11 protein-coding genes are annotated in these 13102 nt (G+C 63.7%); 6 read left to right on the top strand and 5 right to left on the bottom strand.

The features are described 5' to 3' along the window. Positions 1–340: 340 nt before the first annotated feature. The gene (locus tag NX05_RS11440; RefSeq protein ID WP_039434647.1) at positions 341–2233 is read right to left on the bottom strand and encodes an ATP-binding cassette domain-containing protein; all 1893 of its coding nucleotides are present in this window, start codon (positions 2231–2233) and stop codon (positions 341–343) included. 116 nt (positions 2234–2349) lie between these two features. Here NX05_RS11440 and dbpA point away from each other — a divergent pair, with 116 nt between their 5' ends. Next, a complete protein-coding gene (gene dbpA / locus NX05_RS11445) occupies positions 2350–3726 on the top strand; it encodes an ATP-dependent RNA helicase DbpA (RefSeq protein WP_039434645.1) in 1377 nt (458 codons plus the stop codon). Positions 3727–3828: 102 nt separating this feature from the next. Here dbpA and NX05_RS11450 read toward each other — a convergent pair whose 3' ends face one another. Both NX05_RS11450 and NX05_RS11455 read right to left on the bottom strand, forming a co-directional pair. Beyond that, positions 3829–4389, bottom strand: coding sequence for an adenine phosphoribosyltransferase (locus NX05_RS11450; RefSeq protein WP_010372726.1), 561 nt, complete (start codon positions 4387–4389; stop codon positions 3829–3831). Between the two features lie 94 nt (positions 4390–4483). After that, on the bottom strand, positions 4484–6040 hold the full coding sequence (locus NX05_RS11455) for a protein adenylyltransferase SelO (RefSeq protein ID WP_039434641.1): 1557 nt from the start codon (positions 6038–6040) through the stop codon (positions 4484–4486). A 271-nt stretch (positions 6041–6311) separates the two neighbouring features. On the opposite strand from NX05_RS11455, the gene NX05_RS11460 reads away from it, so the two are divergent. Further along, positions 6312–7187, top strand: a complete 876-nt coding sequence (locus tag NX05_RS11460) for an alpha/beta hydrolase (RefSeq protein WP_039434638.1) — start codon at positions 6312–6314, stop codon at positions 7185–7187. 210 nt (positions 7188–7397) lie between these two features. Here the strand turns inward: NX05_RS11460 and NX05_RS11465 are convergent, their stop codons facing one another. Further along, positions 7398–8096 carry a glutathione S-transferase gene (locus NX05_RS11465; RefSeq protein ID WP_039434635.1) on the bottom strand — a complete coding sequence of 233 codons (699 nt, stop codon included), beginning with the start codon at positions 8094–8096 and terminating at the stop codon, positions 7398–7400. A 170-nt stretch (positions 8097–8266) separates the two neighbouring features. Beyond that, positions 8267–8476 (bottom strand): cold-shock protein, encoded by a 210-nt coding sequence (locus NX05_RS11470; protein WP_009597534.1) that lies wholly within the window; start codon positions 8474–8476, stop codon positions 8267–8269. A 269-nt stretch (positions 8477–8745) separates the two neighbouring features. Here NX05_RS11470 and NX05_RS11475 point away from each other — a divergent pair, with 269 nt between their 5' ends. From NX05_RS11475 to NX05_RS11490, 4 genes are all read left to right on the top strand, one after another. After that, a complete protein-coding gene (locus tag NX05_RS11475; protein WP_039434630.1) occupies positions 8746–8988 on the top strand; it encodes a hypothetical protein in 243 nt (80 codons plus the stop codon). A gap of 70 nt (positions 8989–9058) precedes the next feature. Beyond that, positions 9059–9607, top strand: coding sequence for a YaeQ family protein (locus NX05_RS11480; protein WP_039434627.1), 549 nt, complete (start codon positions 9059–9061; stop codon positions 9605–9607). Beyond that, positions 9604–10785, top strand: coding sequence for a BaiN/RdsA family NAD(P)/FAD-dependent oxidoreductase (locus NX05_RS11485; RefSeq protein ID WP_039434625.1), 1182 nt, complete (start codon positions 9604–9606; stop codon positions 10783–10785). Before NX05_RS11480 ends, NX05_RS11485 begins: the two co-directional genes overlap by 4 nt. Before the next feature lie 224 nt (positions 10786–11009). Further along, on the top strand, positions 11010–13079 hold the full coding sequence (locus NX05_RS11490; protein ID WP_039434623.1) for an EAL domain-containing response regulator: 2070 nt from the start codon (positions 11010–11012) through the stop codon (positions 13077–13079). The last annotated feature ends 23 nt before the right edge of the window (positions 13080–13102 follow it).

Below are 13102 nucleotides of genomic sequence, written 5' to 3' on the forward strand. Positions count from 1 at the left end.
ACGAAAAGCTCGCGACGTTCTATTAGCTGTTCCGAGGCCGCTGACGACACAACTGCCCAGCAGTCTGCAAGACGTGCCCGGTAACGGGGCAACATGCCATGCCGACACGATGGGTTAGGCACGCCTTGCGCACCGACCTGATAAGCGCGGACAAGATTTCGTAGGCACTGTGCGCTTGCATTGCGATCGGCGATGGAATCGACGAAAACGGACCGTGCCGACGGATCGCTGCGCACGCGCGCCCCCGCATGCATCTATCTATCTGCCACGGTTCGCAACCGTCAACTTGATTACAGCGAACAACGCGAGACCAGCACGCATCACGCGTGCCGGCCAATGCTCAGCTATCCAGCTCGCTCCAGCGCGCGTACGCCGCATCCAATTGCTTCTGCGCATCACCCAGCGCTGCGGTATGGGCCGCCATCGCCGCACTGTCGCGCTGATAGAAGGCCGGCTCATTCATCGCTGCGGTGAGCGCGGCAACCTGCTGCTCCAGTGTCTCGATCAAGGCCGGCAGCTGTTCCAGCTCGCGCGCATCCTTATAGCTGAGCTTGCGCTTGGGCGCGGTGTCCGCTGGCGCTGCAGCGGCAACGGGTGCGGTCGACACTGCAGTGGCCGAGGCCTTGGCGACTGCCATCGCATTGCCCACCGGCGTGCGGCGCTGACGCAACGAATCGCTGTAACCGCCGATGTAATCGCCGATCAGCCCGTCCCCTTCCATCACCAGCGTGGAGGTCACCACATTGTCGAGGAAGTCGCGGTCATGGCTGACCAGCAGCAAGGTGCCGGAGTATTCGCCCAGCAATTCTTCCAGCAGCTCCAGCGTTTCCACATCCAGGTCGTTGGTCGGTTCGTCCATCACCAGCAGGTTGGACGGCTGTGCAAACAGGCGTGCCAGCAACAGGCGATTGCGCTCGCCGCCGGACAGACGCGTGATCGGCGCGCGCGCGCGCTCGGGCGTAAACAGGAAATCCTGCAGATAGGCATGCACATGCTTGCGCTTGCCGTTGATCTCCAGGAAATCGCGGCCCTCGGCCACGTTTTCGATCGCACTCCAATCTTCGCGCAGGGTGGAACGGTACTGGTCGAAATACGCAATCTGCAGATTGGTGCCGATACGGATTTCGCCCTGCTGCGCCTGTAGATCGCCCAGCAACAACTTGAGCAAGGTGGTCTTGCCGCTGCCGTTGGGGCCGATCAAACCGATACGGTCACCACGCTGGATGATGGTGGAAAAATCCTTGACCATCGTGCGCGCACCGAAGGCGAAGCCGACTTCCTTGGCTTCGATCACTTTCTTGCCGGACGACTCGCCCTGCGAGACTTCCATGCGCACGTTGCCGGTGAGATCGCGGCGCTGCACGCGTTCGTTGCGCATTGATTCCAGACGCCGCACGCGGCCTTCGTCGCGGGTCCGCCGCGCCTTGATGCCCTGCCGGATCCAGATTTCTTCCTGCGCCAGCATCTTGTCGAAGCGCGCATTTTCCTGCGCCTGTGCATTGAGCCGCTCTTCGCGGCGACGCTCATAATTAGCCCAGTCGCCCGGCCAGCTGGTGACCTGGCCACGATCGATTTCAACAATGCGGGTGGCCAACGCGCGCAGGAAGCGCCGGTCGTGGGTCACGAACAGCACGCTGCCGCTCCAGCCTTTCAGGAAGGTTTCCAGCCAATCGATGGCTTCGATATCCAGATGGTTGGTCGGTTCGTCCAGCAGCAGTACATCCGGCGAGGACACCAGTGAACGCGCCAACAGCACGCGGCGTTTCATACCGCCAGACAGCCGCGCAAACTCCGCATCGCCGTCCAGTTCCAGCTTGGTCAGCGTCTCGGTGACGCGCTGATCCAGCGCCCAACCGTCGGCCGCATCGATCTTGGCCTGCACCTTGCCGAACGCATCGCCGTCGAACACCTCGGCATGGCTGAGCTGATGGAATTCGGCCAGCCAATGGCCCAACTCGCCCAGACCATCGGCCACCACGTCGAACACGCTGCCGCTGGTGCCCTGCGGCACCTCCTGCTCCAGCCGCGCGATGCGCACGCCCTGTTGCACGCGCACTTCGCCATCGTCGGGCTTGAGCTCGCCGGCGATCAGTTTCATCAAGGTCGATTTGCCGGCGCCGTTGCGGCCGATCAGGGCGATACGCTCGCCCGGCTCGATCGTGAGGTCGGTTTTTTCTAGCAACAAGGGGCCGCCGACGCTGTAGTCGACGCTTTGCAGAGTGATTAAAGGCATAGGCCAATTGTACGGGATTGGTGGTTGGGGATTCGGGATTGGCAACAGCGCGCGCTCTGCAGTGACGAATCTCGAATCCCCAATTCCCAATTCCCAATCCGGAGCTAAAATGCGCCATGAACGAATTTTCCGCGCTGCCGCTGTCGCCGGCCCTGGCCCCCGGCATCGACGCCCTTGGCTACACCGTCCTTACTCCCATCCAGGCGCAGAGCCTGCCGCCGATCCTGCAGGGGCTTGATGTCATCGCGCAGGCGCCGACCGGCAGCGGCAAGACCGCCGCATTCGGCCTGGGCCTGTTGCAGAAGCTCGACCCGGCGCTGACCCGCGCGCAGGCGCTGGTGCTCTGCCCCACCCGCGAGCTGGCCGATCAGGTCGGCAAGCAGTTGCGCAAACTCGCCACCGGCATCCCCAACATGAAATTGGTGGTGCTCACCGGCGGCATGCCGCTGGGCCCGCAGCTGGCTTCGCTGGAAGCGCACGACCCGCAAGTAGTGGTCGGCACGCCCGGACGCATCCAGGAACTGGCCCGCAAGCGCGCCCTGCACCTGGGCGGCGTACGCACGCTGGTGCTCGACGAAGCCGACCGCATGCTCGACATGGGCTTCGAAGAACCCATCCGCGAGATTGCCAGCCGCTGCGACAAACACCGCCAGAGCCTGCTGTTTTCGGCCACGTTTCCCGACATCATCCGCACGCTGGCACGCGAAATTTTGAAGGACCCGGTGGAAATCACCGTCGAAGGTGCCGATAACGCTCCGGAAATCGATCAGCAATTCTTCGAAGTCGACCCGACCTATCGGCAGAAGGCCGTCGCCGGGCTATTGCTGCGCTTCAATCCCGAATCGAGCGTGGTGTTTTGCAATACCCGCAAGGAAGTGGATGAAGTGGCCGGCTCGCTGCAGGAGTTCGGCTTCTCCGCACTCGCGCTGCATGGCGACATGGAACAGCGCGACCGCGACGAAGTGCTGGTGCGCTTCGTCAACCGCAGCTGCAACGTGCTGGTGGCCAGCGACGTGGCAGCACGCGGACTGGACGTGGAAGACCTCTCGGCAGTGGTCAATTACGAGCTGCCCACCGATACCGAAACCTACCGTCATCGCATCGGCCGGACCGCGCGTGCCGGCAAGCACGGACTGGCACTCAGCCTGGTCGCCCCACGCGAAACCGCACGCGTGCAAACGCTGGAAGCCGCACAAGGCCAGCCGTTGAAATGGTCGCGTGCGCCGCTGGCAACCGCGCGTCCGGCGCAGTTGCCGCAAGCGGCAATGACCACCTTGCGCATCGACGGCGGCAAGACCGACAAGCTGCGTGCCGGCGACATCCTCGGCGCCTTGACCGGCGAAGCCGGATTGTCGGGCGCGGCGATCGGCAAGATCGCCATCTACCCCACCCGCTCCTACGTCGCCATCGCGCGCGCGCAGGTCGCCAAGGCGCTGGCACATTTGCACGCAGGCAAGATCAAGGGACGCCGGTTCCGGGTCAGCAAACTCTGAATACGACGCTGCCGGCGTGATGCCGGCCGCGTGTTTTCTCAGTAGAAGCACTCGTGGATGCGCGCACTTCCACGCATCCAGGGGCGCCGCAGAACGCGCGAATCAGTAAGAAAGCGTCGCCAGCAGCGGCACGTCATCAGCCCATTTCTGGCGCCCCTGCAGCGCCTGCAACTCGACCAGCACGGCCGCGCCGACGATCTCCAGTTCAAGCTGCGCCGCCAATCCCAGCGCGGCACGCAGGGTGCCGCCGGTGGCCAGCACGTCATCGACAATCAGCACACGCGCGCCGCGCGGCAACGCGTCTTCGTGCATTTCGATGCGATCAGTGCCGTATTCCAGCGCATATTCCTGGATCAGCGTACGCCCCGGCAGCTTGCCGGGCTTACGTACCGGCACGAAGCCAGTGCGCAGTTCGCGCGCCAGCGCCGCGCCCAGAATGAAACCACGCGCTTCGATGCCGAGCACGGCGTCCAGCGGCGTGGTCCGCCACGGTTGCGCCATTTCGTCCAGCGCCGAGGCGAAATCCGGGCCATCCGACAGCAACGGTGTAATGTCCTTGAAGACGATGCCCGGCTTGGGGAAATCGACGATGTCGCGGATCCGCTCCGACCAGTGGTTGGGTCCGGAAGCGTTGGTGCCGGCGCAGCGGCTGCAGTCAGTCATGGTGGTAGTGGCGTCGTGGCCGGTGGGGTCGGCCCTATTCTAGGCTGCGCACGCCGTTGACGCCGCCGTTACGGCATACCTGCATCTGAGCGCGTCAGGAACTGCACGACAGCATCGAGCAGCCGGCGCGGTCGCGCGCCCATTCTGGCCGCCGCGCAGCGAATGCATCACGCCCGGGCTGATCGTCATACGGACGACGCATGACCTCCAGCAACTCCTGCACCCCGGACGGGTCGCCCTGCTCGGCCTGATCGATCGCCTGCTGCGCCAGATAGTTGCGCAGTACGTAGCGCGGATTGGCCAAGCGCATCCGTGCGCGGCGCTCGTGCGGCGACAACGCGTCCTGCTGCAGGCGTGCGGCGTAGCGCTGCAACCATTCCTGCAACTGCGGCGCACCCGCCACGCGCTTGTCTTCGGCGTAGAAAGCATCGCGCAGTTGTGCGGGATCCGGATGCGCGGGCGACAGGTCGATCAGGCCGCGGAAGGTCAACGTCATGTCCATCTCGGCGTCGCGCATCAGTGCGCGCAGCGCATCGATCAGCTCAAGATCCTCGTCACGGCATTCGGCCAACCCCAGCTTGGCCGCAGTGTCGCGCCGGTCGCACGCCAGGTAGGTCTCGCGGAAGCGGTCAAGGCCCTGTTGCAGCGGCGTTTGGTCGGTAAACAACGGTGAGATCGCCTGGGCAAGTCGGCCCAGGTTCCAGTACGCCACTTGCGGCTGGGTGCCGAAGCGATAACGTCGGCCCTGCGCGTCGGTGGTGTTGGGCGTCCAGTCCGGGTCGTAATCGTCGACCCAGCCATACGGACCGTAATCGATGGTCAACCCCAGGATCGACATGTTGTCGGTATTCATCACTCCGTGCACGAATCCGACCCGCATCCAGTGCGCCACCATCACCGCGGTGCGTTCGCACACCTGCGCAAACCAGTCGGCGTAACGTGCCTCGCCGCCGCCGGCCAGTTCGGGAAAATCGCGTGCAATGGTGAAATCCACCCATTGCCGAAGCAATGCGCTATCGCCGCGTGCGCTGGGCAACTCAAAGTTACCGAAGCGAATGAACGAAGGCGCCACCCGGCACACGATCGCGCCCGGCTCGCGTTGCGGGCGACCGTCGTAGAACATATCGCGCACCACCGCATCGCCGGTGCCAACCAGACTCAGCGCGCGCGTAGTTGGCACGCCCAGATGATGCATGGCCTCGCTGCACAAAAATTCGCGAATCGATGAGCGCAACACCGCACGCCCATCAGCGCCGCGCGAATAAGGCGTGGGGCCAGCGCCCTTGAGCTGCAATTCGTAGCGCCTGCCATCGATGCCGATCGCCTCGCCTAGCGAGATCGCCCGTCCGTCGCCCAGCTGACCGGCCCAATACCCGAACTGATGTCCTCCGTAATTGACCGCCCAGGGCTGCATGCCTGGGTACAGCGCGTTGCCGCCGAATACCTGCACGAACTGCGCACTGGCTATTTCGGACGTATCCAGGCCCAGCACATGCGCCATCTCCGCCGAATGCGCAATCAGATACGGGGCGGCGACCGGTGTCGGCAGTACCGACGACCAGGCGGCACGCACCTCGCGCCGGCGTGAACCCTCTTCCGAATCGCCAGGCAGCTGCTGGCGCAAGCAGTTGTCGAAATGCAGTTGTGTCATGCGGGCAAGCCTAGGCCACCGGCGGTGAACCTGGCATGGGTCACGCCGCATCCGGTGCAGCCTGCGCACCGTATCTTCACCCGGCTCACGTGCACCGAGCGGACTCGTCCTGCACATGCTTGCGACGTGCGATAGCCGCTAATAGCGGCCGGCTGCGGATCAGATACAGGCGATGTTGCCGGGCCGGCGCCGTCTCGGTCCGCGCTTACCTGGCCTGTTGCGTTCGTGCCTGCTACCAAACGCCTTTCCCGCTCACCTGTCGATATTGCCCATGCCCTCGCGCGCCTCCCGCTGGTTCCGTCCTGCCCTCCTGCTGCTCGGTTCGTTGACCATGACGGCGTGCAGCAGCGTCTTCTTTGGCGGCATCAATGCAGCCTCCAGCCGGACGGGCATCGTCGAGCATCGCGACCAGGTGTTCGATCCCGCACACGGCCTGGCACTGGATGTGTACCAGCCGCGCGGCGCAGTCGATGCGCCGGTGGTGGTGTTCTTCTACGGCGGCACCTGGAAGCACGGCTCGCGCGCCAACTATCGCTGGGTCGGCCGCGCGCTGGCGCGCCAGGGCGTGGTGGCAATGGTGGCCGACTACCGAAAGTATCCGCAGGTAAGACTGCACGGCTTTATGTCCGACGCCGCGGGCGCTACCGCGTGGAGCTACCGGCATGCACACGAGTACGGCGGCAACCCCAAACAGCTGGCAGTGATGGGCCACTCGGCCGGCGCGCACATGGCCGCCCTACTCGGCACCGACGCACGCTGGCTGCAGGCGCAGGGCCTCAAACCCAACCAGCTGTGCGGCGTAGTGGGCCTGGCCGGACCTTACGACTTCATGCCGATGACCGACCCGGAATTGGTCGAGATCTTTGGCGACGCCCCGGCCGCGCAACGGCAATCGCAACCGGTGCGCTACGTCGGCGGCGACGAACCACCCATGCTGTTGCTGCATGGCGATGCAGACCGCGTGGTCGATCTACAAAACAGCATCTCGCTGCAGCAGGCGCTGAAACGCGAGGGCGGCAGCGCCGAAATGAAGGTGTACCCCGGCATGGGCCATCTCGGCATCCTCCTGGCGCTGCGTAAACCGCCCGAGCGCTCGCAGGTGCTCAGTGACACGCTGCAATTCGTGCGCCAGTGTCGGGCCCGTTGAATCGCACCCCACCCTGACGTAGCTCTCGGTATTGAAGTGACTGCAGCGAACGACTGGTGGGCAGCGATGCCGACGTTGGTGTCGCTGAGTAGCAATTCGGGATTCGGGACTAGCGAATGCATCGCCATTGGAGATGGTAGGTCGTCGCGGTGGGCGGCGGGTGGAAATACATTCCGCCCGTCTTGACCACACCCAAATCCCCTAAGCCGATCACGTTGCTGGCTTGCTTCCCATCAACTCGAACGGGCCACCTTTCTTCAGCGCAGCCTGATAGGCAGGACGTGCTTCGATGCGTTCCAAAAACCCGCGCAGACGCGGATATTTCTCCAGTCCGCCGACACGCGCGGCCGCCGCCTGCACGGGGAAGCTCATCTGAATGTCGGCGGCAGTAAAGCGTTCACCAGCGAACCAGTTGCCGGACTGCAACGACTGCTCCATCCAGTCCAGATGCAATGAAAGCTGCGGCCCAACGAAGCCAGACATCGCCTTGTCCACGATCGCACGCGCGATAGGCCTGGCGAAGAACGGCATCGGCGCACTGAGGATGCGACCGAGGATCAACGTCATCAGCAACGGCGGCATCGCCGAGCCTTCGGCGTAATGCATCCAATAGCGGAACTGCAGACGCTCGGGCGAATCCAGCGGCCGTGGCGACGGCGACAGCGCGCACTCGGTGTCGTAGCGCTCGGTTAAGTACTCCAGGATCGCACCGGATTCGGCCACCACCAGATCGCCATCGACCAGCAAAGGCGATTTACCCAGCGGATGGATCGCACGCAAAGCCGGGGGTGCCAGCATGGTCTTAGGGTCGCGCTCGTGGCGCACGATCTGATACGGCAGCGCCAGTTCTTCCAGCAGCCACAGCACGCGCTGGGAACGGGAGTTGTTGAGATGGTGAACAGTGATCATGTGAGGGCTGCGCGCGGAAAGCGCACATCCTACCGATCCACGCGTCATCGCTGTGCGTAAGTAGCGCCTGGCGGAGGCTTGACCGTCAACGCGCTCATTCTTTCAGGCAATAAAAAACGCCGATCGCTTGCGCGACCAGCGTTTTCGGCAACCTTACGGTTGCAGACGGATTAGACCGCCTGCACCTGGTCAGCCTGCATGCCCTTCTGGCCCTGCACGGCGACGAAGGTGACCTTCTGGCCTTCCTGCAGCGACTTGAAGCCGGTGCCCTGGATGGCACGGAAGTGCACGAACAGGTCCGGGCCGCTTTCCGGGGTGATGAAGCCGAAGCCCTTGGCATCGTTGAACCACTTCACGATACCGCTCTGACGATCTGACATTTTACTAACTCCTGAAACTATAGATGGATAAATCGCAGCATCCGAAAAGCCGGAGCTGAGACTGAGTTGCAGGCGTTGGTAAAGCGGAACGATGAAGCGAGATCTGTAACGATCCGGCTGCACCAGGCCACGATTCACGGTGACCCTTGCAAACACAGTGCGTGCACAGTACTCGTGTTTTCGACAAAAAGCGACACCTCGCGTCAAATCTTTTGCAGTCAGGCCGAACCCGACTGTCTGTCAGGGGCCTCCCCATCCACAATTGCCCGATGAAAACGCCTCACACCCCCAAAACTGCGCAGATCTGGGTCGATGCTGACGCCTGCCCGTACGTGATCCGCGACATCCTGTTCCGCGCCGCCGCGCGCACCTGCACCGCCGTGACCCTGGAAGAGTTGCGCGGCGCAGGCATCGCCATCGGCGGACCGCCGGCCCTGCATGCGCGCGATCGCCAGGCGTTCTCTGCACAGCTGGCTCGCTGGCTCGCCGCGCAACCACGCCCACCGCTATGACACGGACGGCATGACGCACGACAAATGAACCGGGCGCGTATCATAGGCGCCCTTTGCAATCGGCATCCTGATGGCCCTTACCGCCACCGTCCGCAGGGCGGAACTTCAGATCAGCGACATGGACCGCGGCTATTACGCCAACCATTCACTGACCCTGGCCCAGCATCCTTCCGAAACCGACGAGCGCCTGATGGTGCGGCTGCTGGCGTTCGCGCTGTTCGCCGACGACCGGCTGGAATTCGGCCGTGGCCTCAGCAACGAGGACGAGCCCGACCTGTGGCGCCGCGATTACACCGGCGACCCCGACCTGTGGATCGACCTCGGCCAGCCCGACGAAAGCCGCGTGCGCAAGGCCTGCAATCGGTCGCGCGAGGCGGTGGTGATCGGCTACGGCGGCCAGGCCACCGAAACCTGGTGGAAGAAGCATGCCAACGCCATGGGTCGGCACCGCAATCTGCGCGTGATCGAGCTCGACTCGCAAGCCACCGAAGCGCTCGGCGCACTGATCCAGCGCGGCATGCGCTTTGACGTGATCATTCAGGACGGCGAAGTGCAGATGCTGGCCGACCACGGCAGCGTTACCCTGACCCCGACGGTGCGGCAAGCCCCTGCCGAATGAGCATGCGTTGCGACGTGCTGGTGATCGGTGCCGGCGCCGCCGGACTGATGAGCGCCTTCACTGCCGGCCGGCGCGGCCGCCAGGTGCTGGTGATCGACCATGCCAACAAGGTCGGCAAGAAGATCCTGATGTCCGGCGGCGGGCGCTGCAATTTCACCAACACCGGCACCACTCCCGGCAATTTCGTTTCGGCCAATCGGCACTTCTGCAAATCAGCGCTGGCACGCTACAGCCCGGCAGATTTCGTGGAGATGGTCGAACGGCATGCCATTGCCTATCACGAGAAAGAGCTGGGCCAGTTGTTCTGCGATATCTCGTCCAAGCAGATCGTACGCATGCTGCTGGACGAATGCGACGCGGCCAGTGTGCAGATCCGCACCCAGTGCGAGGTGCTGTCGGTGCAGCGCAGCAGCGATGGATTTGACGTACAGACCAGCCAGGGCCGCGTGCAGGCGCAATCGTTGATTGTGGCAACCGGCGGGCTGTCGATCCCGAGCATGGGCGCCAGCGGTTTTGGCTACAGCCTCGCCAAGCAATTTGGCCATGCGCTGCTGCCCACCCGAGCCGGGCTGGTGCCGCTCACGCTGAGCGGCAAGCACCAGGAACGTCTGCAGGAGCTTTCCGGGCTGGCCTTGCCAGTCGAAGCGCAGTGCAACGGGGTCAGCTTCCGCAACTTCATGCTACTCACCCACCGCGGCGTCAGCGGCCCGGCGATCCTGCAGATCTCCTCGTATTGGCAGCCGGGCGACGACCTGCGGCTGGATTTACTCCCCGGTCACGATGCAGCGGCATGGCTGCGCGAGCAAAAGCAGCAACGCGGCGCTACCGAACTGCGCAATGTGCTGGCAGATGTGCTGCCGAAGCGATTTGCACAACGCTTGTGCGAGCTGTGGCTGCCCGACAAGCCGGTGCGTCAGCTGGATCCGCCGCAGTTGCAGGCGGCTGCCGAGTTGCTCGGCAACTTCCCGCTGGTCGCCAGCGGTACCGAGGGCTACCGGACGGCTGAAGTCACCCTGGGTGGGGTCGATACCAATCAGGTCTCCAGTGCGAGCATGGAATCACGCTTGATGGCAGGCCTGTACTTCGTCGGCGAGGTGCTGGACGTCACCGGCTGGCTGGGCGGTTACAACTTCCAATGGGCATGGGCGTCCGGCCACGCGGCGGGGAGCGTGGCGTAACGCCGATGGCTGGGCGTTGCTGATCGCTCACCGGTGAAGTTGCGGCAATATGCAGACGCGATAGCGGCCTGAACAGCAAGCATTCGAGCACGCTCGACCTTCTCAGCAAGGCATCTTCCACCCGTAAATCTTGCTCTACGTCTCACACTTGATGCGGCATGCTCCACACACGTGGACGCGCAAAACCCCTTCGTGTATTAAAGCCCCTCTCTAGGGAGCAGCGCATGCAAAAAGGCAAAGATCTCACCCTCCGCCTGATGATCGTCGACGACAGTGTAGAGAGTGCCGAGACCATCGTCACCGCGCTGCGTAACGGCGGCATTGCAGTGCGCCCTTGGCGGCCGCAAAACCAGGAGGAACTGGCCAGCATGCTGTCGGGCCAGATCGATCTAGCCATCCTGGGGCAGGCGCAGCAAATCCCTATGAGCGCCCTGCAGACGCAGATCGCCGGCAGCGGCAAGGACATTCCGATCATCTTGCTGGCCGAGCAGATCGAAGAGAACGCACTGGTCGAGGCCGCTTCGCACGGCGTGCGTGCCATCGCCTTGCGCCACCGCCCCGCACACCTGCTTGCACTGGTGCGTTCGGAGTGGGACGACCTGCAGGCCCGTCGTGGGCTGCGCCGTATCGAAGCGCAGATGCGCGAGACCGAGCGCCGCTGCGACGCACTCATCGCGTCCTCGCGCGACCCGATTGCCTACGTGCATGAAGGCATGCATATCCGCGCCAATGACGCCTATCTGGAAATGTTCGGCTTCGAATCGTTTGACGATGTCGAAGGTATTTCATTGCTGGACATGATCGCGGCGCAATACGTCGACGAATTCAAGCAGCTGCTCAAGGCGATGTCCAAGGGCGAGCCGCCGCCGGCGCAGTACAAGCTCGACGCGCGCCGCGTGGAAGGCGACACCTTTCCGGCCACGATGGAATTTGCCACCGCCACCTACGAAGGCGAGCCGTGCATCCAGGTGGTGTTCCGGCGCCGCGAGGAATTCGACCCGGAATTGGCACGCGAAGTCGAAGGCCTGCGTCAACGCGACCAGGTCACCGGACTGCTCAATCGCCCTACTTTCATGGTGGCGCTGGAACAGGCCGTGGCGCAGGCTGGCCGCAGCGAAGGCCAGTCCGGCTTCCTGTTGATCGAGCCGGATCACTACGCCCGCATCCTGCCGGAATTCGGCCTGGATTCGGCCGATGCGCTGATTGCCGCGCTCGCCGCGCACGTAGCCAGCGTGCTGGACGACAGCGTGGTGGCCGCGCGCTTCGGCGAGCATATTTTTGCCCTGTTGATGGACGGCAATTACGCGCGCACGCATGCATTGGCAGAAATCGTGCGCAACGCCTTCGCGCAGCATGTCTTCAGTGTCGGCTCGCGCTCGGCCACGGTGACGGTCAGCATCGGCGGGGTGCAGATCGGCGAAAAGATCGCCAGCATCGCTCAGGTACTCAATCGTGGCACCGAAGCGGTGCGCACTACCGCCGAGCTCGGTGGCAATGCGATCAGCATCTACGACCCGGCCGCGTCCGATCGTGCGGAAGAAGAACGGATCGAACGCTGGGTCGAGCAACTGCGCGAGGCGCTGGTCGGCGACGGCTTCCTGCTGCATTACCAGCCGGTGCTCAATCTTCAGGGCGAGCCGCTGGAGCTGTACCAGGCCTTCCTACGTCTGGAGCGCAATGGCGAAATGATGTCGCCCAACGCCTTCCTGGCGATTGCCGAAGAGCACGACCTGATCACCGAGATCGACCGCTGGGTGGTGGCGCGCGCAATCCGGCAACTGGGCGAGCGACAACGTGCCGGGCACAAAACGCACCTGCTGGTACGCGTCGGGCCGAACTCGTTTTCCGACCCGCAGATGATCGACACCATCCGCGAGCAACTGGCGGTCTACGGCGTGCCCGGTGAGCGGCTGTGGCTGCAGACGCCGGAGTCGAAGGTGTTTACGCATTTGCGTAATGCACAGCAGTTCCTGGCCGCGGTGTCGGCGATGGGCTGCAAGGTTGGGCTGGAGCAATTTGGGTCGGGCCTGGATTCGTTCCAGCTGCTGGCGCATTTCCAGCCTGCCTTTCTCAAGCTGGATCGCGGCATCACCGGCGACATCGCCTCGGCCCGGGAAAGCCAGGAGAAGATCCGTGAGATCACCTCGCGCGCGCAGCCGGCCGGCATTTTGACAGTGGCTGAATTCGTCGCCGATGCGCAGTCGATGAGCAGCTTCTTCAGCGCCGGCGTGGACTACGTACAGGGCGACTTCGTGGCACCGACCGGGCCGTTGATGAATTACGAGTTCAGCTGACCGCCGGCACCGCTCCGCTAACT

Source organism: Xanthomonas vasicola, assembly GCF_000772705.2.
GTDB lineage: Bacteria > Pseudomonadota > Gammaproteobacteria > Xanthomonadales > Xanthomonadaceae > Xanthomonas > Xanthomonas vasicola.